The organism is Mesorhizobium sp. B2-4-1, from assembly GCF_006442185.1.
Classification (GTDB): domain Bacteria; phylum Pseudomonadota; class Alphaproteobacteria; order Rhizobiales; family Rhizobiaceae; genus Mesorhizobium.
In genome coordinates this window covers 1-24,164 of record NZ_VFVN01000010.1, presented here as the reverse complement: position 1 = coordinate 24,164, position 24,164 = coordinate 1, and the positions used below count along the sequence as shown (strand labels likewise).

21 protein-coding genes and 2 pseudogenes are annotated in these 24,164 nt (G+C 58.0%); 12 read left to right on the top strand and 11 right to left on the bottom strand.

The window, feature by feature from the left end:
* The first annotated feature begins 408 nt into the window (after nt 1-408).
* The 4 genes from FJ949_RS23100 to FJ949_RS23085 all read left to right on the top strand — a co-directional run bounded on the left by FJ949_RS23100 (nt 409) and on the right by FJ949_RS23085 (nt 4,510).
* Nucleotides 409-1,218 (top strand): SDR family oxidoreductase, encoded by an 810-nt coding sequence (locus tag FJ949_RS23100; protein WP_140499498.1) that lies wholly within the window; start codon nt 409-411, stop codon nt 1,216-1,218.
* 111 nt (nt 1,219-1,329) lie between these two features.
* Nucleotides 1,330-2,766, top strand: a complete 1,437-nt coding sequence (locus tag FJ949_RS23095) for a glycosyl hydrolase (RefSeq protein ID WP_140499496.1) — start codon at nt 1,330-1,332, stop codon at nt 2,764-2,766.
* Between the two features lie 787 nt (nt 2,767-3,553).
* Nucleotides 3,554-3,949, top strand: coding sequence for a hypothetical protein (locus tag FJ949_RS23090; RefSeq protein ID WP_140499494.1), 396 nt, complete (start codon nt 3,554-3,556; stop codon nt 3,947-3,949).
* A gap of 138 nt (nt 3,950-4,087) precedes the next feature.
* Nucleotides 4,088-4,510: a hypothetical protein gene (locus FJ949_RS23085; protein ID WP_140499492.1), complete on the top strand. Its 423-nt coding sequence runs from the start codon at nt 4,088-4,090 to the stop codon at nt 4,508-4,510.
* Nucleotides 4,511-5,198: 688 nt separating this feature from the next.
* Here FJ949_RS23085 and FJ949_RS23080 read toward each other — a convergent pair.
* The gene (locus FJ949_RS23080; RefSeq protein ID WP_140499490.1) at nt 5,199-5,426 is read right to left on the bottom strand and encodes a hypothetical protein; all 228 of its coding nucleotides are present in this window, start codon (nt 5,424-5,426) and stop codon (nt 5,199-5,201) included.
* 1,287 nt (nt 5,427-6,713) lie between these two features.
* Between FJ949_RS23080 and FJ949_RS23075 the strand changes: the two genes are divergently transcribed.
* The 3 genes from FJ949_RS23075 to FJ949_RS23065 all read left to right on the top strand — a co-directional run bounded on the left by FJ949_RS23075 (nt 6,714) and on the right by FJ949_RS23065 (nt 11,064).
* Complete coding sequence (locus FJ949_RS23075; RefSeq protein ID WP_224646627.1) at nt 6,714-7,613, top strand: class I SAM-dependent methyltransferase; 900 nt, start codon at nt 6,714-6,716, stop codon at nt 7,611-7,613.
* A gap of 542 nt (nt 7,614-8,155) precedes the next feature.
* Complete coding sequence (locus FJ949_RS23070) at nt 8,156-10,777, top strand: EAL domain-containing protein (RefSeq protein WP_224646625.1); 2,622 nt, start codon at nt 8,156-8,158, stop codon at nt 10,775-10,777.
* Nucleotides 10,778-10,821: 44 nt separating this feature from the next.
* Entirely contained in the window at nt 10,822-11,064 is a 243-nt protein-coding gene (locus tag FJ949_RS23065; protein ID WP_140499486.1) for a hypothetical protein, read from the top strand.
* A gap of 421 nt (nt 11,065-11,485) precedes the next feature.
* On the opposite strand, the gene FJ949_RS23060 is transcribed toward FJ949_RS23065, so the two are convergent.
* Entirely contained in the window at nt 11,486-11,698 is a 213-nt protein-coding gene (locus FJ949_RS23060; protein WP_224646616.1) for a hypothetical protein, read from the bottom strand.
* Nucleotides 11,699-11,842: 144 nt separating this feature from the next.
* On the opposite strand from FJ949_RS23060, the gene FJ949_RS30420 reads away from it, so the two are divergent.
* Both FJ949_RS30420 and FJ949_RS23055 read left to right on the top strand, forming a co-directional pair.
* The gene (locus tag FJ949_RS30420) at nt 11,843-12,013 is read left to right on the top strand and encodes a hypothetical protein (RefSeq protein ID WP_181165432.1); all 171 of its coding nucleotides are present in this window, start codon (nt 11,843-11,845) and stop codon (nt 12,011-12,013) included.
* A gap of 383 nt (nt 12,014-12,396) precedes the next feature.
* Entirely contained in the window at nt 12,397-12,618 is a 222-nt protein-coding gene (locus FJ949_RS23055; RefSeq protein WP_140499484.1) for a DUF768 domain-containing protein, read from the top strand.
* Between the two features lie 240 nt (nt 12,619-12,858).
* Here the strand turns inward: FJ949_RS23055 and FJ949_RS23050 are convergent.
* The 5 genes and pseudogenes from FJ949_RS23050 to FJ949_RS23030 all read right to left on the bottom strand — a co-directional run.
* A pseudogene (locus tag FJ949_RS23050) lies at nt 12,859-13,041 on the bottom strand (transposase); the annotation flags it as partial.
* A 62-nt stretch (nt 13,042-13,103) separates the two neighbouring features.
* Nucleotides 13,104-13,535 carry an EF-hand domain-containing protein gene (locus FJ949_RS23045; RefSeq protein WP_140499482.1) on the bottom strand — a complete coding sequence of 144 codons (432 nt, stop codon included), beginning with the start codon at nt 13,533-13,535 and terminating at the stop codon, nt 13,104-13,106.
* Nucleotides 13,536-14,388: 853 nt separating this feature from the next.
* The gene (locus FJ949_RS23040; protein WP_210239475.1) at nt 14,389-14,754 is read right to left on the bottom strand and encodes a response regulator; all 366 of its coding nucleotides are present in this window, start codon (nt 14,752-14,754) and stop codon (nt 14,389-14,391) included.
* Between the two features lie 106 nt (nt 14,755-14,860).
* Nucleotides 14,861-17,542: a PAS domain S-box protein gene (locus FJ949_RS23035; RefSeq protein ID WP_140499480.1), complete on the bottom strand. Its 2,682-nt coding sequence runs from the start codon at nt 17,540-17,542 to the stop codon at nt 14,861-14,863.
* Between the two features lie 366 nt (nt 17,543-17,908).
* The gene (locus tag FJ949_RS23030) at nt 17,909-18,667 is read right to left on the bottom strand and encodes a Crp/Fnr family transcriptional regulator (protein ID WP_224646613.1); all 759 of its coding nucleotides are present in this window, start codon (nt 18,665-18,667) and stop codon (nt 17,909-17,911) included.
* 512 nt (nt 18,668-19,179) lie between these two features.
* On the opposite strand from FJ949_RS23030, the gene FJ949_RS23025 reads away from it, so the two are divergent.
* On the top strand, nt 19,180-19,506 hold the full coding sequence (locus FJ949_RS23025; protein WP_140499798.1) for a low affinity iron permease family protein: 327 nt from the start codon (nt 19,180-19,182) through the stop codon (nt 19,504-19,506).
* Nucleotides 19,507-19,599: 93 nt separating this feature from the next.
* Entirely contained in the window at nt 19,600-20,850 is a 1,251-nt protein-coding gene (locus tag FJ949_RS23020) for a phospholipase D-like domain-containing protein (protein WP_246680026.1), read from the top strand.
* A 561-nt stretch (nt 20,851-21,411) separates the two neighbouring features.
* On the opposite strand, the pseudogene FJ949_RS23015 reads toward FJ949_RS23020, so the two are convergent.
* The 4 genes and pseudogenes from FJ949_RS23015 to FJ949_RS23000 all read right to left on the bottom strand — a co-directional run bounded on the left by FJ949_RS23015 (nt 21,412) and on the right by FJ949_RS23000 (nt 23,662).
* Nucleotides 21,412-21,920, bottom strand: a pseudogene (locus tag FJ949_RS23015) (DUF892 family protein).
* 116 nt (nt 21,921-22,036) lie between these two features.
* Entirely contained in the window at nt 22,037-22,261 is a 225-nt protein-coding gene (locus tag FJ949_RS30810; protein WP_246680025.1) for a DUF4142 domain-containing protein, read from the bottom strand.
* A 245-nt stretch (nt 22,262-22,506) separates the two neighbouring features.
* Entirely contained in the window at nt 22,507-23,064 is a 558-nt protein-coding gene (locus FJ949_RS23005; RefSeq protein WP_140499474.1) for a DUF1003 domain-containing protein, read from the bottom strand.
* Nucleotides 23,065-23,428: 364 nt separating this feature from the next.
* On the bottom strand, nt 23,429-23,662 hold the full coding sequence (locus tag FJ949_RS23000) for a hypothetical protein (protein WP_140499472.1): 234 nt from the start codon (nt 23,660-23,662) through the stop codon (nt 23,429-23,431).
* Nucleotides 23,663-23,969: 307 nt separating this feature from the next.
* Here FJ949_RS23000 and FJ949_RS22995 point away from each other — a divergent pair.
* The coding region (locus tag FJ949_RS22995; protein WP_348642177.1) for a Ku protein at nt 23,970-24,164 on the top strand (195 nt) is incomplete at its 3' end.

Genomic DNA, 24,164 nt, shown 5'->3' with positions numbered 1-24,164 from the left:
GCTCCCGGCGCTGCTGGAAACGGCGGTCGCCGAATGGTCGATGCCAAGACAAGTTTCGCCGTCTGATCGATCGCCCGCTTGAACTTCAGCACCGTGTCCGGCGCGCTGAAAGACAGAAACAACACGCCCAACAGGCAGCGCACAGGGAACGTGGCGAGGATAGCGGGCGTCGGATGCTTTCTTCGGGCTCCGGCTGAAGTGCGCGATCGGCGCGCTCCCGACTCAGTCTTACATTGGAGCGTTGGATTGGTTCGCAAGCCGCGATCACATTCATGTTCCTGCGCGTTACCGCATTGTAATGGCGCCAGCCGGACCTTTTGGTCCGCGGTTGCGTTTCATGGGAGCCGGCTGACCTGGCAGTGGCGATAATTTTAGTTCCAGGCGAGCTTCTTTTCGAATGAGTTCTCCATGTCCGATCACAAGCCTCTGGCGCGGCAGAAAGCCATCGTAACGGGGGCTAATTCAGGCATCGGCGAGAGCGTTGCCGTTGCGCTTGGCCGGGCGGGCGCCGACGTGGTGGTGAACTATGTCGAAAACGAGAACGCCGCGAACGCCGTCGTGGACCAGATCCATCGGGCCGGCAGCAAGGCGATCGCCCACATGGCCGATGTCTCGATGGAAGACCAGGTTCGAGACATGTTCGAGCGCACGATGCGCGAGTTCGGCACCATCGACATCCTTGTCGCCAATGCCGGCCTGCAACGCGACTCGGCGTTTGCTGACATGCCTTTGGCGACCTGGACTAACGTTCTCGGCGTCAATCTGACCGGCCAGTTCCTTTGCGCCCAGGCTGCGACACGCGAGTTCCTGCGGCGCGGCGTGGTGCCGTCCGTCTCGTGCGCGGCCGGCAAGATCATCTGCATGAGTTCGGTGCACCAGGAAATCCCGTGGGCAGGCCATGCGAACTACGCCACCTCCAAGGGCGGCATCAAGCTGCTCATGGAAAGCATGGCGCAGGAGCTGGCCCCCAGACGCATCCGCGTCAACGCCATCGCGCCCGGTGCGATACGCACGCCCATCAATACCTCCGCCTGGGATACGCCCGGAGCGCTCAAGGGCCTGCTGACGCTGATTCCGTATGGGCGGATCGGCCTGCCGGAAGACATCGCGCGGGCAGCCGTCTGGCTGGCGTCCGACGATTCCGACTACGTTGTCGGTACCACGCTTTTCGTCGATGGCGGCATGACGCTCTTTCCTGGCTTTTCGACCAACGGCTGATCGGAATGGACGGCGGTCGGCGATGCGAGCTTCTTCCCTCGATCGCGGTGGTCAATCCCACACTGACAATCATCGCCAACGCGCGTCGTGTGGCGGATAGGAGCGGCTTACATGACGGCGACATTTTCATGTGACCTGAACGGACTGGCGACGGAACTGCCGCATTTCTGGGAACACACGATCGGCAGTGGGCACGCCACGCTCGGCCTGCGCGCAGACTGGCAGGCGCAACTGAAGCGGACGCATGATGAGCTCGGCATGCGCTATGTCCGCTTCCACGGCATATTGTGCGACGAGATGGGCACGCTGATCGGCGAGGGCAACACATTGTTCTATTCGTTCTTCAACGCCGATCTCATCTTCGATTATCTGCGCTCGATCGGTATGAGGCCGTTCGTCGAATTGAGCTTCATGCCCGTCGCCCTGGCGTCCGGCGACAAGACCGCCTTTCACTACCGCGCCAATGTCACGCCGCCGAAGGACTACGCGCAATGGGCGGTGCTAATCCGCAAACTGGTGAGCCACTGGGTGGGCCGCTACGGCCTGGACGAGGTGCGCCAATGGTTCTTCGAGGTCTGGAACGAGCCGAACCTGACCGCCTTCGGCAGCGGCAAGCAAAGCGACTATTTCGAGCTTTATCGCTATACCGCCGAAGCCATCAAAGGCGTCGATAAGCTGTTGCGGGTCGGCGGTCCGGCGACGGCCGATAACGCGTGGATCGAGGATTTCCTGAATTTCTGCCGGACCGGCGACCTGCCCGCCGATTTCGTCAGCACGCACCATTACCCGACGGACGATTTCGGCCAACCAGGCGACGACACCGAAGCGCAGCTCGCCGCCAGCAAACGCAGCGCCCTGCGCGACGAGGCGCGAGGCGCGCGCAAGCAAGCGGGCGACGTGCCCCTCTATTATACCGAATGGTGCACCTCCTCGAACCCGCGCGATCCCTTGCATGACGACCCTTATGCCGCCGCGTTCATCGTCAAGACCGTTCTGGAAGCGAACGGACTGGTTGAGGGATACAGCTACTGGACTTTCTCCGATATTTTCGAGGAGAATTATTTTCCCTCGCTGCCCTTCCAGGGCGGGTTCGGACTGTTGAACATCCACGGCATCGCCAAGCCGGCCTATCGTGCCTTTCAATTGCTGCATGGCGCTGGCACCGAGATGCTGCCGGTCGAGGGCGCTCACGAGACGGTCGACGCCTGGTTCGTCCGCGGCGACGGCGCGTCTACGCTGATACTGACGAATTTCGCCCTGCCGCGCCATCCGATCAAGACCGAGGAGGTGTTGTTCACGCTGAAAGCCGCGTCGACTGCGACCACGGCTTGCGTGCAACGCATCGACGCCGAGCACGCCAACGCCAAGCGCCGCTGGGAAGAAATGGGCAAACCCGAATATCTCGACGCGCCGACCGTGGATAGACTCAAACATCTTTCGGAGCTTCGCAGCGAGCCGGTCGCGAGCAAGAGCGAGGCCGGTAGCTTGGTCCTCAAAATTGCGCTGCCGCCGCTATCGGTCGCCGCCATTCGTCTGGCGAACACGTAAAGCCGAGGCCCGCTTTCGGAGACGTACGCTAGGCCGGCCGCTTCACGACGCTGACCACTTCTCTGGCTTGCATGAATTCAGGACGGCGTCTCGCGCACGCTGACCGTCCTCGGTATGGTTTGGCTTGCCATTCAAATCCATTGCCAGGTTGGCGTGGCAGCAAATATGCACGCCCCGTTCGGGTTCGGGCTGAACGGGGATTTTCGTAACGTGATAGCCTTGTCGTCGGAAACTTGTGGGGATTGGCGCCTTTAGGTCGCCAGAATCGCGATAGCTGTGGCATCGCTCGTGACCGCCTGGGGTCGACATCTGGCGCGCCTTGCCAGGTGGTTTGAATCGGACCGCCCAAACCCTACCAAAGTCTGATTCCGAAGCGCAAAGGTCTGAAGCGTGAAACAACGCAGGCGAGGTCACATTAGTAAGGCGACCGCCGATCACCAGTCCCTTCATCGCCGGTCGATTGAGTACCCGCTTCATGTGGCGGGTACTAATATGGTGGCTTGGCCGGCAGCCTGGTACATGATTTGTGTTCGCAGCGGTTTTGGTGAGTGTTCCTTGTTTTCGGCAAGCCGTTGTAGCCCAAACGACAGGCTCGATGGTGATCATGCTGCCCGTCCATACAATCGGCCCCGCTCTGAATGGCTGACTGCCAAGCGACATGGCTGACGAAGAACGGCTGGTCCTCAAGATCCTACAGGCCGGCACCCAAGAATTCCGCCGGCGTCGGCATTGAAGTGACCCATCAAATGTGCCTAGACTGGACAAACATCGCTGGGGAGGAATGGCGATGATGGCCACGCAAACAGATACCACTCGAATGCTGGTCGAGGCTGCGCGGTTGAGTGTTCGGCGTACCGGACTGGAGATTGACGAACTTCACCGGAGCCTGAGCTTTTCCCGGAAGGCCGTCGAAGCCTCGCGCCAACTCTTGAAGCGCCTTCATGAGCAGCAGAAAGATCGCCAGCCGGGATCGTGCTCCGAATTTATCGGGCAGGCGGCAAAGGCACCGAGCGACATCTCCGCATTTGATTGCGACATTCTGCGCGAAGTGTTCAAAAAACTGGTTTTGGAAACCAAAGTGCCGGAAGACAAATGGCGCGATCTGGCTACAAGCCTGATCGTGGAATTTACCGACCGCAAACAGATCGAACCCGCCTTGATAAACTGGATCATCCGCAAGTAGGCACTGCCGCCGTGGAGGGTTGCCAGCCCCCTCTCTCGTCGCGAAAAGTTGTTCGGCGAATCTCGCTGGCTGAACTTCAGGTCCTGCTTCGTCACTGCGTGCCCCTTAACGCCGGCCTTGCCGATCTCAGGCACCCGCATGAAGGAACTGCTTCTCGACCGCCCTAGTATCGCGCTCGCCTTCTGGTGGAACACGCTTCAGGACGAAGGGCTGTTGCGCGAACGCATTATCGATGAGGGAAGGCGCGACGCCTTTTCGCGCATTGGATTTCTGATATATGAAATTTTCGTGCGCATGCGGGCTTTCGGCGACATTGTTGACGAGAATTTTGAATTCCCGATTACCCAAGTGGATCTGGCGGACGCGACAGGCCTCACACCTGTTCACGCCCGATATACCGAGACCTGCGCCCGCAAGGACAAAGACAGGGATAACCGAGAGGCCATCGTCAAAGCTCCCCACAAGACGAACAATTGGGATCATGGTGCGGTCTATGTGACGGCGACGCAATCGGCGTTGAGTCGGAGCAAGGCGTGGAATAGGCAACGCCAGGGCAAATGAACGCGTCGGCCAAGACATGAAGCAGAGATCGACGATCTGCGGCGCAAGGGGCTCGTCATTGGCATAGCAGCCTAGCGGTTATGCTTTCATCCGCTAGGAAAGCGCGCGGAGCGCAGCGGCATCCTTGACTTCCGGCGAACGTCGGCAAGTTCGTCAAGCAACCGCTATATGATCCCTGCCGAAGCATGGAACGATTTCGAGCTGGCGATGTTGGACCCTCGCACTGTTCCCATTCAGTGCTGTGTTCCCGCTGATTGCCCGCCGCCGAAAGGTGGCGGGCTTTTTTAGCATCGTGGAACATACCTCCACCTTCGCAGTTTATAGCGTTCCGATTGCTGCGTGTGGGGAAATCATGAAGCGAGACTTTGCAGACCTGTGCGCTTGGGCGAGCGCACGGGGCGTTACAATCTACCAGCGTTCAAAGACAGTATGGATCGCGGCTGGCGGCTATCGAGGTCGCGATTTGGAAGTTAAGGGGCGGTCGCCAGCTATTGCCCTCGCACTATGGATTGAGGCTACCCGGTACCGAGGCTCGATGTATGGCTGTTCTTAGCAAACAATTTGCTCGCACCCGGTGCCGAGCCAAGGTGGCCGGCGCCCTTGTTGCGGGGGCGGGTGGGATAAGCCTGCTAGCCGCGCGGTGCGGCCTGGACCCTACAGCATGCCCACTACACGGGCAGGAGGGCACCTACCCCACCATCCGAAGCGGCATGTCATGACGGGAAATGATGCGTTCGAGTTCGCCTTCGTCCTCGATGCCGGCCTGAAACAGCGCCATCAGCTCACATGCTGCGTCGTTGGCCATGGCGGAATCCAAACTGCACCGTCTCTCTGAACAATACTGGATAAGAACCCGCTGCAGCAGTTCGAGATCGGTTGGATAAATGGCGATGTCTGCTGGATGATGCATGCGCATGCTGTGGTCCTCCGCAAGCCGATGCGTTTGTTCAGCAGCTTAAGGGGAGCCGCTGAGCACCCCCATCGCATCCTGCTCCTGCGCCGTCATTTAACTATGATATGCCCGCCCTGGATCTGCCGCCACCAGCCACGTCGCGGCTCTGTTTCCCGATCTTGTTCGTCGGTGGTCAACTAGTGCTCCCGAGGCATCGATCCCGCGCCGCAGGGAACACTTCCGCTTCCACAACGGAGAACCAATATGGCGGCCACTCGAAATTCAAACGACAATCGCATGCCAGAAAAGATGCTGCTCGGTACGGTGGAGATATCGCGCAAGCAAGCGGAGGATGAAGTCAGGGCACGACGCAGGTACAAAATGGCGAGGCGGGCTCGGGAATCAAGGCGAGGCCCGGCCATGCCTCGCATGGTTCTTGACGGACGCCACTAGCAGACCGCGGTTGCAGCCGCCTGGATCGACCTCTCTATCTAAGAGATGTGGCACCCTCGGCACCCCCGACCCGGCAGATCGGCACGACCTTTCACTTGGCAATATTCAATTCCCCAACTGCGATGCCGAACCTGCGAGCACCATAGGTTTCAGGGGATGCGCATGCCGCCGTGGGGCGTGCCAGGGTAGAGGTTGGTAGCCGCGGGGACGAACTGGGCTCGCGTTGCGGAACCGGGGTTCGTGTTCCCGAGACGACATGCTGAGTGCAAGTTCCGGGGATGCTGCCGACTTTCTCGGCCCACCCAGAAGGCGAAGACCGCAGCCTTCGCGTGGTTCCTGCTGTCGGATGCTGCTGCAGATGTGACCGGCAGGCAATACGTGGTCGATGGCGAGTTAACGATGCTGTAAACCGCGATCGCCGTTGGAGCTCTGGTAGCGTGGGCTGATCGACGGGCGGCGAGAACCGTGCCTACGCTGCCCGTTCAGATCCGAGCACTTCCGTTGCCGACTTGCCGAAATCGATCATGTGATGCTCGTTGGCATGAGGGGCACTCAGATGGGCTGTTGATGAGGCAAACCGACCCGATCCGATCAGGTCCGCGCGGGTCGTCGCAGACGAGCGGAAACTGTTCCCTCGTTAAGCATGCAGCTGGCGCTCTCTTCCGAGCTTGCAGAACTACTGCCAGGCGAGCGGTCGGCAACTGCCTGCTTTTGTATCATCATCAACTCAGTTCGAGCAACCTACACCTTCCCTCAGACCCCGCCGCTGTCTCCGCGATTATAGGCTTCGCGAACTGGCACATCGTCCGCCGACCTCAGATTGACGCACGGCCCTTTCGCTGCAAAGATATTAAGCATTTGTTTACCAAGCATCAGCAAGCGCTGACGATCGGAGGGGGTGTGGAATCGTTTCTGGGTACGAACCGCCTTAATTGGGATGATCGGGCCGAACTGCATTCGACTGACACAACGGGCAGCTACCAGATCGAAAACGTGCTGGCAGGGGGATCCAATCTCTATGAGCTTGAGACGAGCGAGCTCGGTAATATTGTCGGCAAGGATATCATCCATCTACAATGTCACATTGGGCTCGACACGATCAGCTTGAAAAATCTCGGCGCGCGCAGCGTGACCGGCCTCGACTTTTCACCGACTGCCATCGCCGCTGCGCGGGATTTCGCTTCCAAGGCAGGCACTGATGTGCGCTTCGTGGAAGCGCCGCTATTCGAGGCAGTCGAAGCGCTTGGCCGGGCCTTTGACGTCGCTTACGTGACTTGGGGTTCGGTAAACTGGCTCGACGACGTGGGCCGGTGGGCGCGAGTGGTTGCCGATCTCCTGCGACCCGGCGGTCGGCTCTATATGGCTGAGGGCCATCCGTTAATGTTCCAGTGTGATCGCAAGGCCGCGGCACTCGAGTTGAAGCACGACTGGCGAACGCCCATAGCTCAGCCGCTCGCCTGGAACGAGGAACTTACCTATACCGGCGACGACCGGCGCTTGAAGCATCCTCGCTACTATGAGTGGATTCATCCCATCAGCGATGTCGTGAACGCCCTGATTTCAGCTGGGCTCACGCTCGATTTTCTGAATGAGCATGACACGGTTTCGTGGCAGCACTTTTCATTTGCGGTGAGGGCCGGCAAGAATATGTACGGCTTGCCAAAGAACTCTCCCAGGATTCCGATGGCCTATTCCATCGGCGCGACGAAGCGGAGCGTCGGTATGATCCCATATCTCGCTGCTCCTAAATCCATGTGACGGTATGATCCCGCTTAAACGACTGTCGCCTGCGGTCAGGATTCTTTCCGAGCACAGGGCTCTTGCTACGACGCGCAGTCGAAGGCACCCGCCTGCCGAGCACCGGCTGGTCGGGCTTTCGACGGCGATCTGGTTTGCTAGGCGAACGCCCTCAGCTTGAGCGTAGCCGTTTCTAAATCTTGCGTATAGGCCAGCCGCGCCGTGTAGCGCGGCTTGTAAGGGGTTGGCAGCAGCCCAGGTTCGTGCCGTTTGTAGCCGTTTCGCCTGTCTTCTCTGATTGCGGTCAGGGCAGGTGACGAAGTCGCTTGTCGACGATTCCCATCAATATCAGTGTTGTCATCGGTGTCGTCGGCAGCGTGAAAACGTCGAGGGGACCGGCGTCGACCCGAGATGACATCACCGTCGGAAGTGCAAAGTTTTCAGAAGTGTGAAGTCTAAAATTAAGCAATCAACGCTAGTATTGTAGCACGAGTCCATCCGAACACCGGAACCACACAGGGAGTTCGACCCCATTGCCCCTTTTCGGCGCTAGGTTCGGCGGGATGAAGGATGCCGTTTTTTCTTCGGTGAATATTCCGGCCGCCATGGCGGTCTTGGTTATTGCCATCAGCGCAGCGTATGCGGACCATCAAAACAAAATCGTTTCGGACCAAGCCGCCCGCGCGGATGTCCTGGTCAAGGTAAATCTAATTCGCGCCAAGCTAGAAGGTAACATCAGCGGAAACCTCCAACTTGTGCATGGACTGGTCGCGACGGTCGTGACGGAACCCTATATGGGACAGCAACGCTTTGCTTCTCTCGCGAGAAACCTGTTCAGCGAAAACTCACAATTGAACAACATTGCCGGCGCGCCCGATCTGGTCGTTTCCTTGTTGTATCCGCTGAAGGGCAACGAGAAGGCGATGGGCCTCGACTACCGCAAGGATGATTGGCAACGCAAGGCCGCGCTAAGGGCGCGAGACGAGCGCAAGTTGATTCTTGCCGGCCCCGTCGACCTGAAGCAAGGAGGCCAGGGCTTCATCGGCCGTTTTCCGGTTTTCGTGTCGAGTGCGGGCAACAGTGAAAGATTTTGGGGCATCATATCCGCGGTCGTCGATGTGCAGCGCCTTTACAAGGCGAGCGGCCTGTTTGACGATGATCTCGGGATTGATATCGCGCTCATAGGGAAAGATGCCCTTGGCCCAAGCGGAGTTCAATTTTTTGGCTCTGCAGACATCCGCAAAAGCAATCCGGTGACGGCCGAAGTTCTGCTTCCGTCCGGTTCGTGGCAGATCGCAGCCGTCCCCAAAAACGGCTGGCCTTCGACCCCCAGCAACGCTTGGCTCTTGCGTACCATCATGGCCGCGGCCGGGGCGCTGATCCTGATCCCATTCCTGGTAGCAGGTCGGCTGCTTAGTGAAAGGCAGCGCAATTATACGGAACTGCGTCGATTGTCCCGACGCCTAGAACTTGCTCTGGAGGCGTCAGCCATTGGCGTTTGGGAACATGATCTCGCGACCAATGACCTGTCGTGGGATGATCGCGTGAACGAAATATATGGCAAGCCCAGCGATGGAGGTCCTCGCGGCTATTCGGATTGGGCGGGCGCAATTCACCCCCTGGATCTGGCCCGCGCCAACGCAGATTTCAACAGTGCTGTGGCCAGCGGCGGAACATATTCGTCGGAGTACCGGATTGTCCGTCCAGGTGGTGAAATTCGTTACGTCCGATCCAAGGCCACCATATACCAAGCCCCAAACGAGACGCCCAAGATGATTGGCGCGGAATGGGATGTAACGGCCGACGTCCTGCTCAACAGCGACCTGGTTCGCGCAAAACAGCTGTCGGAGACGAAAAATGCAGAACTCGAGTCTGCCAAGGCGCGCATAGAGCATATCGCACTTCACGACTCTCTGACGGGTTTGCCCAACCGTCGTTACCTCGACCAGGTACTGAAAGACTTCGTAGCAAAAGCTAGGCGAGACTGCGGTCATGTGGGCCTGCTTCACATCGACCTCGATCGGTTCAAGCACATCAATGATACACTTGGCCACGCCGCGGGTGACGCGATGCTGGTTCACGCATCTACCGTGCTGCGATCCAAGGTAGGGGAGGGCGGCTTCGTCGCTCGTATTGGCGGCGACGAATTCGTGGTCCTGTGCACTGTGCAGCATACTAAGCAACTGGGGCTGCTGGCTGACGACATCATCAGCAAGATGAGCGAACCTGTTTACTACCACGGCCACCGCTGCCGCTTTGGTGCTAGCGTGGGGATTGCAGTCGAGAACGACAATGACATCGAAGGCAAGCATCTGCTGGTGAATGCCGACATCGCGCTTTACCAGGCAAAGACGCGTGGGCGCAACCGATATGATTTCTTCACCGAGGTGATGCAAAGCGAGATCGTCGACACGAAGCGGATTGCCGACGAAGTTCTCGGCGGCCTGGAGCGCAATGAGTTCATAGCCTTCTACCAGCCTCAATTTAATGCAAAAACCCTCGAAATCGTCGGCGTCGAGGCGCTTGCGCGATGGAGACACCCAAAGCGGGGAATTTTAGCGCCGGATGCCTTCCTAAGGATTGCCGACGAGTTAAATGTCGTCTCGATGATCGATCGATCCATACTGAATCAATCACTTTCAGATTTTGCAAAGTGGTCCAATGCAAATCTCCATATACCACGGGTATCGGTCAACGTTTCCGCGCGACGTCTTCATGACGAAGAACTCATAAAGAGCTTAAGAAAATTAGATATCAAAAAGGGAACGGTTTCGTTCGAGCTTGTTGAGTCTATTTTCCTGGATGGCAGCGATGATTTGGTTGCATGGAACGTCAATCAAATAAAGGAACTCGGCATCGATATAGAGATAGATGATTTCGGCACGGGCTATGCCTCTATAGTCAGCCTGCTCAAGCTACAGCCCCGCCGGTTGAAAATAGATCGGCAGCTGATCATTCCAATCGTCAAATCTCCGCAACGAAGGCAGGTTGTGTCGTCGATCATTGAGATCGGCAAGTCCCTGGGTATCGAGATTATAGCAGAAGGTGTCGAGACGATGCAGCACGCACGGATGCTTGGAGATTTGGGCTGCGACATACTGCAAGGCCATGCCTTCGGCCATGCGTTGGATTCCGAGGGACTACAACTCTTTGTTCGGTCTCGGCGCCTGCGCGCAGTCAGCTAAGTGTCAGACGCGGCCCGGGTTAAATCGGCGGGCGATATCCAACAATGCTGCGCCATAGCTTTAACCCTATCGACCAGTTTGCCGGCAATTGGGATCACCAGATCCAGCGCGGGTGGCGGTTTTCCTCAGTGGACCCACGACAGGCTGAACAGGGCCGGGCTGTGGCAATGCGGGCGTCCACCCGCGTCTATAAAAGAGCTTCTGGCATCTCCAGACGGGGACGCTGGGCCCTTGTCAATGCCTTTCCCGATATCCGCCAGCAAATTGCCGAAAACCCGGAACTCTAGCCGCATCCGAGTGTGCGGGTTCGCGCCACCCCGCTTGCGCCGTGATGTAATCGGCGTCGACCAGATTGCAGGGCTCCTCAGTTTGCGTAGGCGGCAGCCTTTCGCCTCTTTTGCAACGAGCAGGTTCTGGCGGTCATTGCTTCTGATCCGACAATAATCCGCGTAGTTCGATAGTTAATCCGCGGGCATCGATGGCACGCCGTCCATGTTCTGGCGTCAGGTCGGGTGATGCGCGGCGATAGAGCTTCGTGTTGGCCGCGCTACTTCTCATCGGGGGATGCCTTCGCTGCCAGCGAGCGCGGCTCCTTCGGCCATTCCCAATCAGTTCCAGGAGTATGTCCTTGCCGTTCTCCAAACGGATTCCAGGCGGCCAGGACGCGCGGTCAAACGGCCTCCTACCTCGCCCTTTATTCACGCCGCTTCATTGAGCTTTGGGCTTAATCAGGTCGCGAAAAACATCAAACCAGAAAAGAAAATCGGCCGTCCGCCCAGCGAAATGTGCTTCCATGGCGCAGTAGACCACTGCCGTTGCCGCGTCTGGGCCATAGAGTTCCCGGGCCGCACTTGCAGCAGCAACTAGGTCGGCGGTATCCGAAAGCATTAGGTCGCGAGTTGCGTCGATCCTTGAAGTCATTTGGTAGTTCTGTGGCGGTGATGCGTCTCGTCAAGAAGGGCGGCCCAAATTCGTCAATACAATCCGCTCGCTTGCTCCGGCCGGCGGTTTTTTTTGCCTGGCGAAACCAAACCAGCGCTGCCACGTTCGGCCGTAGGAGGTTCGATGGAAGATGACGGCAGCGAACGCGAAGACGAGGGCATGCGGCTTCTTGCTCGGCGGCTGGCTAAAGAAGTCGGCATCTCGGAACGCCAGGCGCGTGACCTGATCAAGCTCATCGGCCCCGATTGGAATTCATTGCTGCGGGAGGCGAGGTTTTTGAGAGACCGCAACTAGGGACGTCAGGTGTTCAAGCAATACGCGGTTCGCGGCCAGAAATCGCCGGTATGCCGACGCGAGCAAATCGCCAGGCGTGCTGTTCTCACTGACCCGGCCTTAGCACCTCCTGCAGGTCGGAGCCGAAGGCTGAAAAAGGCGGTTCTTTCGCTGGAGTGAAAAATTGAATATGTGGCAGCCATGGCAAGTTATTTTCCACGAAACAGGATTAGCGGAACCTAAGATCTCTCCGCAGCTTGTTGCGGAATGGACGATCGAACCAAGCCTGAAAAGAGGGTGGCTCCGCCGCCGCCCGGCTGGGAGAACGGCAGGGGCATTTTGACAGCGGTCTCAGCGGTTGTGGTTGGGGCTTGCGCGCTGTTCATCTGGTGGTTGTTCTCTCGATGAGCACGCGTGGAACCAACTTCCTCCACAAATGGATATCAAGCAACATCCCGCAAACAGTCGGGGCGGATGTCAGCTCGGTTGCCCAACTCACCCAGAAACTTGTTTCGGATGCGAAAGCGGCTGGCATCAGCAGCACAGAAATCGAGGGAGATACCGTCAGTTTGTACAACGCAATCCTCGACGCAATAGTACCCCATGAGGCCGGCATGGCGGATTGAGGGGAACGTCCGAATCTCTCCGCCTCATCGCCTGATCAGCCGTCCTTGCCGCTCGCGGTTCAAGCACCTGTGACCGGGCTTCTCATGCCAAAAGAGAGCTGTCGCAGGCCGCGTGGCCACCTCCCGCCGCAGGCCAGGTGAACAAATGGTCCTCTTCGCGGCCATGTTCCCGGGACTTGGCGGGCCGAGACCGGACAGCTTTGGCGCCCGCGCAATTTTTCTGCCTCAAGCGTGTCGCGATTAATCGGCCTCATATCCGGCCGCTTTGAAGAAGTTTCTGCATTCGGCTGGCTCGAACAGGTGGCAGATATCGCCGAGAGCCTCGCAAAGCGTGTCGAAGGTTCTGGCCGCCTTCTTTCGCAGGTGCGCCTTGAGTTTTGAGTAGGCCATCTCGATCGGGTTGAGGTCGGGCGAGTATGGCGGCCAGGAACAGGAGCCAGGCGCCCCTTTGGGCGCTACTGCATGTCTCCACCTCCACGACCCTGTCAGAAGGATTGAATCTCCTCGAGGTCAATCCTGCCATCGCCGTTCTCGTCGACGGCGTCAAATATCCGCCCGATCACATCCTGGATCTCGCTGTGCGAAAGGGCTCCATCGCCGTCGGCGTCCATTATCGCAAACATTATTTGCATACGGGCAAAGTACATCATGCGGGGCCCCATGCGATCAGCCTTTCGAGATATCCTGCCCGCCTCGCGAGGCCCTTGTGCGATGTCCCGGTGCCAACCTTTGCGGTGCGGAGGTCCTCCTTCGGGACCGCCATCTCCCTGCAGCTTTTCCTGCAACATCTCGTCTATCATCTGGCGCATCATTTCACGCGTCTGGTCGTCGATATGTCCGGTGGGGCCGGGGGGCGGCGTGGATCCAGACTGCTGCGTTGGCAGCTTAAGGTCCGGTGTCCCGCTCGTCTGGGCCATCGCCGGCAAGCTCAACAAAACCAAAGCAGCGGCAAACTGCCGCCGGCCCGCATTGCGCTTTCATCGGCTTCTCCTTCCTTGGATGGTTGTGCCAAACTTCGGCGTTCACGGCCAAACTTGCTCCTCAAACTTTGGTTCCGATTCGCACGCTCGGCTAGCAGCCGAGCCGGATGCGTCGGTCCTTTCCGACTGACGGTCCGCGACGTTCAGGTCGGGCAGCGGGAGCACCTTCGCATGCGTCTGGAAAGCGGTCAGGAAGAGGGCGAGCAGTCCTGGAGCAGACATCGCCGAGAGACGGGCAGGACATCGAACGCGCATAGCCGGTGTGCAGCCTCTCCAGCGATCTATGGTAGTCGCGCCACCACGGGCCGATATTGACGGTCGGGAGATTGGCTAACCCACTCTGCGACGTCCATCGTAAGGTGTCCTTCCATGCGGGCGTGTTTGCGTGCACGATGTCGAGACAGCGTTTGGCGGCTTCGCCGAAGAAGCTCACATCGGAAATCCCTGCGACATACTCCGAGTAGCCAATCGCGCTGCCGTGGTGTGCCGATGCCCTTCGGCAGTTCCATGGCCACGGCCCGAAGCCGGACTTCGGTCGAAGTGACGGAGAGATTTGTCGGCACTATGGTATCTAACCAAACCCGGTATGATTGCAGGCCCATGCTATTGGCCTGATACCAGGCCTCCTGGGTTGTCAGGCCCAGGCAAAATGGATCCGGTGGTCTGTATGCGTACAGTCGCAATCGATCAGCCGGCCAGCTTGGAGCGTACCAATTCGCGATAGCAACGAAGATTACGTCCGTTAATTCAAAGCCAGGGCTTCGCCAGCACTGGCTGCCGGCTGTGACGCTCAGCCTTTGTTGTCGAGCTCCTGCAAACCGTTTTGGATGGCTTCGATGAGCATCGCCGTAGAGTAGGGTTTCTGAACCCAGCCGAGTGGTCTTGCCGCTTCGGCTCGAAGCTTTACGTCGCGGTCAGCGTGCGCGGTTGCGAAGATGCACCGTATGCCGAAGTCCCGGTAGAGTTCCAACGCTGCGTCAATTCCGTCCCGCTTGCCAAGCAAGCGGATATCCATCAGGGCAATCGCAGGCTGAGCCGAGCGCGCAATTATGATCGCCTCCTCGGCTGTGCTGGCTATCCCAGCCAACACGAAACCGGCATCGCTAAGACTAGCCTCGACATCGAGGGCTATGAGGTAGTCGTCTTCGACGATCATGATGCATGGTTTGCCGGAAATTCTCGCTTCTGCTCCAATCCCATCATCTCTGGAGAAAACCAACTGAGGTCTGAATGGCTGGTTCGACTCCCCCGTTCGGCCTGTCTCAAACATTGCCGTTTTTAAGGTCAAAGCCGTTCTCCCCGGGAGCCTGAGAAAAAATCACGATGCAACGAGACGGATCTCGCTCAACTTCGAAAATCCCACCAATCTGTCGCGCCAACCCCTCAACCAATCGCAAACCTGACGAGGAAGGACGCACCGCCCTCAGATCGAAACCTGAACCTTCATCCTCTACCGTCAATACCTGCTTTTGACCGTGCTGCTTGATCCCAACCCGAATGATGCTTGCCTTGCCCGCAGATCCATGTTTGACGGCATTGACCAAAAGCTCATTGAGTATGAGCGCAAGCGGCATCGCGATATCGTTGGGCAACTGGATGGGATCGGCGTCGCAAATGAGTTGGACGTTCGCTGGAAACACCTGCTTTGTCGTTTCGCAAATGGCCCCGAGAAAAAGTGGCGCGCTGAAATTGGATGCGTCTGGGGTGTCGTAGAGAACACGTTGAGCCGCAGCCATGGTTGCCACTCGCTTGCTCGCCTCGTCGAGCGTCTTGCGAGCCTCCGAATTTTGACTGGTCCTGGCCGCTACCGAAAGCAAGGACTTCAACATCATCATGTTGTTCTTAACGCGATGGTTGAGTTCGTTAAGCAGGATCCGCTGTTGTGTCTCAGCTTGCTTGCGCTCGCTGACGTCGACCAGCATGTTGATGCCGCCGACAATTGCTCCAGCTGCATCCCGCATCGGCGTCGGATAGGGAATGAATGGAATCCGCGTGCCGTCCGGCCGCTCGGCAATCGCCTCAACTCCCCGGACCGGCCGCCCTTCACGAAGGGAAACAGCCATTGGACACTGGTCGTGAGGAAGTGGCGTTCCATCTGGCCAATAGAGCTTCCAGGTGACGCACCATTCATCACTGCCGATCACCGGCGTGCGGCCGGCGAGTTCGACCGCTGCCTCATTGAAATAGGTGATCTTGCCCTGCTGATCGGTTGTGTAGATTGCTGCAGGGATGGCGGCGAGCAAATCCTGAAGGTGACGTTCACTGTCGCGCACCTTTGCCTCCGCGACTTTCTGCTCGGTTATGTCCCGGGCAATTTTGGAGGCGCCCACGATACGGCCCGCTGCGTCTCGGACAGGCGATATTGTCAGAGAAATGTCGACTAGCGACCCATCCTTGCGGCGCCGGATTGTTTCGAAATGATCGACAATTTCGCCATTGCGTATCCGACCCAGGATGAGCGGCTCCTCCCCCAGCCGATCCGGAGGGATGATGATCGTGATGGACTTGCCGAGCACTTCCGAGGCCGAATAGCCGAACAGCCGCTCAGCCCCGCGATTCCATGTCAAAATGATCCCATTCAAATCCTTGCTGACGATCGCGTCATGGGAAGACTCCACGATTGCTGCCAGCCTTTGAGCAGCAATTTCGCCCTTTATGCGTTCGATACCGAAACCGAGCTGACGAGCGATGGTCCGACCCGTTTCAATCTGCTGTTCCGAGTGCTCTTGAGGCTGGTCGAAGTAGGCCATGAATTTGCCCAGAAGCCGTCCACCTTGTGTGATCGGAATGAAGTAGACCGCACCAATGCCCTCAGTCCGGATCGCTTGTTTCAATTCTTCCGGCAAATCCGCTTGCTGTGCATCGTCGACACAGATCGGCTGCGGATCTTGGCTCTCCGCTGACCAAGGCGAGTGTCCTTCCACCGCTACGCGGTAAGTGTCGGACAGGCCACGCCAAGCCACAAACTTCATGCGCCCGTTTTTATCCAACAGCAATATCGAAGCACGCTGGCATTGGAGCGCACGTTGGATTGCATCGAGCGCCGGCGCATACACATCCTCTTGCGTGCGCGCATGCTGCAGCATTTCGGTGAATCGATGTATCGCACCCTGTTCCTCGGCACGTTTGGCAAGCGCCGCCTCAACCCGCTTGCGCTCGCTGATATCGTGCTGGACACGTACAGCGTATCGAAATGACCCGTCGCAGTCATGAACGCTCGACGAATTCACAACAGCCCAAAAAACTGATCCATTCTTGCGAACAAATCGCTTTTCAAGTGTGTAGCTGTCGATCTCGCCAGCCACTTGCCGTCGATACTGCTCGCGATCTGCTTCAGCATCGGCGGGAAAGGTGCGGTCAAAAATGGATCGTCCAATCAGCTCATCCTGCGTGTATCCCAAAAGGTCACACAGATGGGAATTTACCCGCAGCAGTTGGCCTTCGGCGTTTGCTTCCACAATACCAGCGGCAGCGTTCTCATAGGTGATGGCAAGGCGCCGCTCCTGTTCGCGGATAAGCTCCTGCGCCTTGACCGTTTCAGTCACATCGATGGTGATGCAGCGGGTATTGAGCAAGCGGTCACCCAATGCGCGAACGTTGGAGGTTATCTCTACCCAGCGGGTCGAGCCATCTTTGGCACGCAGCCGGGCGCGGTGGTTTTTAAGTTCCTCCCGCCGGGACAGGCGGTCCAATATGTCTCCAATAGCAACCTGATCTGCGTGGAAATCGCGAATGTTGCGGCCTACATATTCGTCGGCCGTGAATCCCAACATTTGCAATTCTGCGCGATTGGCACGCAGGATGGTGCCATCCTTCCCGACGAAGTGAAGTGCGATGGCGGCATTCTCGAAGAAATCCTCAAACTCATTGGTGAGTATCGGATCGGGAACCTCCGAGAGAGAGGCTACCTCGTCGACTTGAGCAGGAAGAATCCCTTGCTTCATTTGGCACCCCGTCTCCCACAAGCCCCTTCGAACGTTTGTGGGAATGAAAAGTTCCAAACCGACCGCTTTAATCGGCGCCAGACGCATCAGATCCCTTAGCCCAAGGTGCATGAACACCGCGGATCGCGTGCTTGAGGGCCGCCCGGATAGGTTCAATTGCAGCAGAGGAGCCTGAAGAAAATCGCCTGCCGTGCGGCCGAAGCACTATCCGTCAGCACGATTGTGCACGGGCCGAGGTGGATGAGGAGTGCGTCGGCAATTTGCCCGTTGGGGTCCTCCACCTGCCTCTCAAGCCGAGCGTGCCGTGCGCCATTGCTTGGGCCATCATTGCTGCTGGGAGGTGACGAAGCACGCGAGTAAAAGTCTCTATCGCGGCTCTTTGCGAAGATTGAGATAAGTCGCGTCGAACTCGGCGGCTCGCACCAAGCGATCCCAGTTCGTGATGGTCACGACCTTACGCTGCCAGGTGATAAGGCCAGCACGGCGCAATGCCATAAGCGTCCGATTGAGGTGGACAACCGACAGCCCCACCGTATCCGCCAGCATGCTTTGCGTGACAGGAAATTCGAATGACCATTCCCGGGTCAAGCCGACGACCTCCATACGCAGGAACATCTCGCAAATGATGTGCGCCAGGTGGGCCTCTGCGGACCGGCGCCCGAGGCACGCGATCCAAACCCTCTGAATGGCGGCATCCACCGCCAATACCGTTGTCAGCACGCGGAACAGATGCTGGTGGGTCTCAGTGATCCGATGCAGCGTATCATGCCCGATGAACGCCATGCGAGTTGGCGCCAAAGCAACGACGTTGTGGTCCATAACGTGCAACAGGAATGCATGCAGGTCAACGAAGTCGCCTGGAATGTGGAGGGCCGTTATCTGGCGCCTGCCGTCGGCGAAGGTGACATTTCTTCCCGTGATCCCCGAGACGATAACGCAGCTCTCCTTGGGTTCGGAGTGCTCCACGACGATTTCGTCGTCGACTTCGTAATCACGCACGCGCCAGGGGCCGTCCTGAAGTACTGCCCGGTCTTGGACCGTGAGATCGTCCCGTCGCTCCAGCACCTTGAACAACACGGATAAATCGAAACCTGATCTGTTCGGCAGTATCATCTCACCTGGCAAGCGGTTACCTCCTTAATGTCAAGCGGGCTCAAAAGCTCAGGTCAGGTAGTATCGCGTCCCATACCTCACCCCATCACTTGGAAGTAGTCACGTTCCGAGAATCGCCGAGTGTCGGACCAATATGATGGTACGACTGTCTGCGGGGTCGAAGGCGGCAAGCTAGCGATTCATTTTTTTCGCACGGACATCACAGTGGCGTCACCGAGCGCTCGCCCGCGTGCTGCACACCACCCACGCCGGCGAAGACAAGCTGCATCTCCCCTCATGATCTCCACCTAAAGAACGTAAAGCTGCACGACGCCGAAGGTTCCGCCACACATGAAGAAGGCTTCATATCTTGCCGTGGAGCGACACCTTCACGCCGCCGCATCCGACCATGTCACCAAGTTCCGGCTTCGTCCTAAACTGTGGCCACCCAAGATGTCGGATCAGCTTGCGGCAAAACCTTCAAGCACGTTTGTAGAGCTTGGGCCAAGAATGGGAACCCGCGTTGCAGTCGAAAGTTCTTGATGATGGCAAATCGCCCGATCACGAGCGTGCTCACCTCAATTGGCACGTTGACCTCTCGGCCGGCAGCATTCCTGGTGCTGCTGGCTTACGCGGCCCTTTGGCTATTTCTCGACAGGGCGAGTTTGAACTGGCACGGCGCGGCGACCCTGTTCACCTGGGCCATGACACTGTTCATTCAACGCGCAGAACATCGCGACACGCAGGCGATCCATGCCAAGCTGGATGAGATGTTGCGAACGAATAGCTCGGCATCGAACATCACCAGAATCGATGATGAGGAACCAGAGGAAATCGAAAAGCATCGCACTCGTAAACAGCAGGGCGATTGAGATGTGCCATGCGGACTCGCGGCGCTACGGGCGGGTGCGGACCCAGTGAGGTTTGGCGTAAACCGGGGAAGGCTGCTTAAGAGCCTCAAATACGTGGCCGTTGCCGTCATCGCCAGCCTGATCACTCTGCTGAGCATAAACTTGGCACCAGAGCCACGCATTTTGCGAACGCTTGTCCCGCACCGATTCGACGCGTCGGATCCCGAATTTGCAAGGAGCATGAGCAGTTATTCACAAGGACAGCTGTTCGATTCAAACGCGGTACAAACCCTTGTCAACGGAGATGAGATCTTTCCTTCAATGCTGCAGGCAATCCATGCGGCTCGGTCTACAATTGATTTCGAGACCTATATCTATTGGTCGGGGGTCGTCGGTTATGAGTTCGCGACCGCGTTGGCAACCAAAGCCCGGGAGGGTGTCGAGGTCCGTGTGCTCGTTGACTGGGTCGGCAGCCTGCCGTTCGATGAAGACCTGATCGAGATCATGACAAGCGCCGGCGTGCGGTTCCAGCGCTATAGACCTATTCATTGGTATACGTTGGATCGTGTAAACAACCGGACCCATCGCAAGCTGCTCATCGTCGACGGGCTGGTCGCGTTCACCGGCGGCGTCGGTATTGCCGACAACTGGCTCGGAAACGCCCGCAACCCAGATGAGTGGCGCGACACGCACTATCAAGTCAAAGGACCCGCAGTGTCTGCCTTCCAGGCGGCATTCGCGGAAAACTGGTTGGAGGCGGCCGGCGAGACATTGCAAGGTGAGAAGTTCTACCCACCCCCCGAATCTGCGGGGTCGCTTAGCGCTCAGCTGATCCTGTCATCGCAGCCAAATGGCTCGGAGAACATGGAACTGATGATGCTGGCGGCGATCGCTGCCGCCAGGGATCATCTTCGCATCGGAATGGCCTATTTCGTGCCTGACGATATTGCCCTGCAGCAGATCTTGGACGCCAGGAAACGAGGGGTAGCAGTCGACGTGATCGTGCCCAACTGGCTCACAGACGTGCCCCTGGTCCGAAAGGGCTCGCGGTACTTCTGGGGCGACTTGCTCAAAGCTGGGGTCCGGATCTTCGAGTTCCAGCCAACGATGTATCATCCCAAACTCCTGATCGTCGACGACGTCTGGACGAGCTTTGGCTCTGCCAACCTGGACGAGCGCTCTTTGCGACTGAACGACGAAGCCACGCTGAATGTCTACGGCCGAGATTTTGCCAAAACGCAGATCGACCTGTTCAGCCAGGATCTTGCGCGATCAAGGCAGATCAGTTTGGGCGAATGGGAAGCGCGCCCCCTGACCGAAAAAATATCGGACTGGCTTGCCAGCAGACTACACTCGCAACTCTAGAGCCTCTTGGTGGGCGAGTCCTCGCAAACCGGCATCTGCGCCCGTCAAATGGCTAATATGGTGCGCCACGCGCAAGAATGGGAGCAACCCCGCAATAACACCGAGCGGATTGCTCAACACGCGTCCTGCAACTTCATCGGTCGATGCATCCCCACCTCGTCGGTCACGTGGGCCCTTTGCGATCATGACAGTGAGACCCGAAAGTGCTCTCAACGATGGTGTATTAAGGTCCGCGCATGGGCGGCTGGAAGCCTGAGCGATCAGAGGCACCGGCATGTCTTAATGAGGACGAATACGCCCACTTGCGTAAGGCAGCGCCAAAAGCCCCAGGGCGATCCAGAAGCCGGGCTCAGCCATTGCGGCGAGATCTGACAGAAGTCGCTTCATGTTGCCCCACCCGTGCCCTGACGAATCCGCGGCCGATCATAAACTCGAGACAAGAGTCCGCTCTTGTGGGAGGAGAAGCGGGCTCTTAGCTGCGACCTAAGACCCAGCGGCCGGCGCAAGAGCCGCCCGCGGACCCGATCGCCAGAAAAAAAGTCCGCCCGCGCCATTTGGGCGTCACCGTTTTGCGGCATCGCTGTCGGCCGCGGCGCGAGACAGGAACATCTGCGTCGTCTCGGCGAGGTGGCTCTTGAGCCAATCCGCCATCGCTTCCTCTTCGCGCAGATTCTGCTCACAGACACGCGCCACCTCGGCCTCCCCTTCGGCGTGGGCCGCGGCGATGAGCATCATGTAGGAGGCAATCTCCATATGCTCGAAGTATAGCTGGCGAGCGAGCCCTTCATCACCTCGTCGCCGGCAAACACGCCGCTGATCGACTGGGCCATGGCGGTGAGCTTGCCGCCTGCGTCTTTCATCGCGGAGGATCCCTCTCCGATCCGGTCAAGACAGCTTTTGAGGCGTGAGGCCTGCTGTCGCGTCTCGTCGAGGTGCTGACGGATGCGGTCGCCGAGCTCCGGATAGCTCTCGAGGCGTGACAGTTGCCCGGAGAGCATCGTCTCCGCCTGCTCCTCCATAGCGTGAGCGTCCCTCAGCCATTGTATCAACCAATCGCGCGATTGTGTCATGAAGGTCTCCCTTGGGTTGCCTGCCCAAACCGCGAGCGGAGAGGATGGTTCCGCCCGGACTATGGCAGGCTCGGCCAGAGGGCTGTCGACGCGCGGATTAACCGCCGACGCGACGGTCACTTCTTGCTCTGGCCCGAGGCATCGGCCAATGCCGGGTTCACCAGCTTGCTGCGGATATCCCGCGCTATTTGCAGATGCTCCAGTACGGCCGGCAGAATATCGGAGGCGAAATGCTGGACATCCGGATCCTGGCCGGAGCCGATCTCCCATTCAAGGAGTTGCACAGTCTTCTGATGGTCGACGATCTGGCCGCTGATGTAAGCCAGATCGAATTCGACCAATGCCAGCTTCTGCCGGCAATGGCAGCGGCGAAGGGAGGCCGCTGATAAAGGTGCAGTGTGGAATACCGAATGGATCCGACGAGACACATGTCGTGCCAGGTATAGCGGCTGCGACGCAGGGAGCCATGTCGGAGGGGGCAAGTGTGCGAAGGGATCGTCTTTGTCTGCGGCTACTTTGTACCCGCCAGCCCTGCTGACAGCAAACGAGCGTTCATCGACACGGTGAGATACTGGCGACACCTCCTCTACTCCTCTGCCTCCATAATCTTGTCGAGAACAGCTTCAGGTGCCACGTCGCGCTTCAGTTCCTTCAATTCATCGTCCGCTTCCGTGGCAACATTCATGCGCTTGGCAATCTCCTCGACCATCTTGATGAGCTTGGTCGTCTCGTGTTCGTTGAGCAGGCTGACCTGAAGATCGAGGTCTGCTCTCGCATCGTCCTCAGCGGCCATCCGGTTCTGGTTGATGAGCACGAACGTGGACAAAAAGATCGCCTCCACGGATGCAATCATCGCCAGGATAACCAAGGATGGGTCCCAAGGCTGAACAAAGCCGACGGGCTTGATATTGAGGACGATCCAGCCCCCAAAGAAAACAAGATGGATATAGACGAACATCATGCTGCCTGCGAACTGGCTAATTGCTCCCGCGGCGCGTTGCTCCGCAGTGGCAGCGTTCGCATCGCGCTTCCGTCGTTGAACGATTGCTTCGATGTTGCGGGCCAAGGCAGGAGCGAGGCCGTCCGCGGGTGGTGTGGTTGGGGTGGCGGATCCCATGTCATTGCCTGAGGTGTTTGGGCGCATAGCTCTCTCCGTGTCTGCACCTGACCCACTTAACTGGTCGGTTGGCGTTTCGATCCATGCAGCCTCAGGAGCGCTGACGGACCTTCATCACGAATGGCTCACCCAATGAGACATACCTATCAGAGGTGTTCGGTAAGCGAGACGGTCAACGCCGCAAATGGGCCTGGCGACTTGCCGGTCGAAGGCCGCGATAGGATACGCGGATGAGGAGTCGCTAGCGAAACGGGAGGTTCTGATGGTAGTGGAGGCTGATGCAGTTGTGCAATCCGAAACAACATGGAGCGCTTCAGGACACTCTCCGACCAGACAAGGATCGCCTGCCGAGAGCGTCGCCAGATCGATGGATTTCAGCCCGGGGAGCGCTTTAAAGCGGGCGAAGTTCGAACCGTATAACTGCCTCTGCTATTGGTCGCTCCTCGTCGCGTATGATGAAAGCGAGTTCGCACTCATTGCCGTCATGGGGGAGTGTCTCTCTCGCTATTTCGGTCAAAGCCTTTACAGCTTCATCTGTAGCGGTCTCCGTATCGGGAAGTTCGCTCCCCTCGTTGTCTTCAGTAACGTTTCCATTTTCAGTAAGATCAAAAAAGAAGCGTGCCATGTTCGTGTATCCGTTCGGGGCCTTTCTGTCCGAACCTTGGCGATTTCAGAAGGTTCCAAGCTGGATTTTGTTGTGAGGCAGGATTTTTTTATCGCGTACGATCGCAATCGAGTTTCTGGTCCAAATCGTGCGTTGGCCTGACGTTCAATCCGCGGTGGCATGAGCGCCTCATTTCCTTGGAGCATGTGTCGTTGGATCAGGCCCACTCAACCCAGGCACAGTCGCCGGCGGCAATCCAAGTCAGGCGGGCGGAACATAACGATCTGGCTGACGTTTGTGCCGAGGATCGGCGCGACAGGAGGACTGCATGGCGGCCCCACGAGCAGTTTGGAAAGGGTTTCTGAAAGTCGGGTCCGTGTCGTGCGGAGTGAAGCTTGTGGGTGCAACCAGTGAGGCATCGAAAATCCACTTCAAGATTTTGAATCGGAAAGATGGATTGCCCGTCAAGGCTGCCTATGTTGACGAAGAGACGGGCGATGTCGTCGATAGCGAAAACCAAGTC

Bases quoted from the DNA above. Each gene is read 5' to 3' on its own strand.
- FJ949_RS23100 (WP_140499498.1), top strand. From the start codon at position 409: ATGTCCGATCACAAGCCTCTGGCGCGGCAGAAAGCCATCGTAACGGGG.
- FJ949_RS23095 (WP_140499496.1), top strand. From the start codon at position 1,330: ATGACGGCGACATTTTCATGTGACCTGAACGGACTGGCGACGGAACTG.
- FJ949_RS23090 (WP_140499494.1), top strand. From the start codon at position 3,554: ATGATGGCCACGCAAACAGATACCACTCGAATGCTGGTCGAGGCTGCG.
- FJ949_RS23085 (WP_140499492.1), top strand. From the start codon at position 4,088: ATGAAGGAACTGCTTCTCGACCGCCCTAGTATCGCGCTCGCCTTCTGG.
- FJ949_RS23080 (WP_140499490.1), bottom strand. From the start codon at position 5,426: ATGCGCATGCATCATCCAGCAGACATCGCCATTTATCCAACCGATCTC.
- FJ949_RS23070 (WP_224646625.1), top strand. From the start codon at position 8,156: ATGAAGGATGCCGTTTTTTCTTCGGTGAATATTCCGGCCGCCATGGCG.
- FJ949_RS23065 (WP_140499486.1), top strand. From the start codon at position 10,822: ATGCTGCGCCATAGCTTTAACCCTATCGACCAGTTTGCCGGCAATTGG.
- FJ949_RS23060 (WP_224646616.1), bottom strand. From the start codon at position 11,698: ATGACTTCAAGGATCGACGCAACTCGCGACCTAATGCTTTCGGATACC.
- FJ949_RS30420 (WP_181165432.1), top strand. From the start codon at position 11,843: ATGGAAGATGACGGCAGCGAACGCGAAGACGAGGGCATGCGGCTTCTT.
- FJ949_RS23055 (WP_140499484.1), top strand. From the start codon at position 12,397: ATGAGCACGCGTGGAACCAACTTCCTCCACAAATGGATATCAAGCAAC.
- FJ949_RS23045 (WP_140499482.1), bottom strand. From the start codon at position 13,535: ATGGCCCAGACGAGCGGGACACCGGACCTTAAGCTGCCAACGCAGCAG.
- FJ949_RS23040 (WP_210239475.1), bottom strand. From the start codon at position 14,754: ATGATCGTCGAAGACGACTACCTCATAGCCCTCGATGTCGAGGCTAGT.
- FJ949_RS23035 (WP_140499480.1), bottom strand. From the start codon at position 17,542: ATGAAGCAAGGGATTCTTCCTGCTCAAGTCGACGAGGTAGCCTCTCTC.
- FJ949_RS23025 (WP_140499798.1), top strand. From the start codon at position 19,180: ATGGCAAATCGCCCGATCACGAGCGTGCTCACCTCAATTGGCACGTTG.
- FJ949_RS23005 (WP_140499474.1), bottom strand. From the start codon at position 23,064: ATGCGCCCAAACACCTCAGGCAATGACATGGGATCCGCCACCCCAACC.
- FJ949_RS23000 (WP_140499472.1), bottom strand. From the start codon at position 23,662: ATGGCACGCTTCTTTTTTGATCTTACTGAAAATGGAAACGTTACTGAA.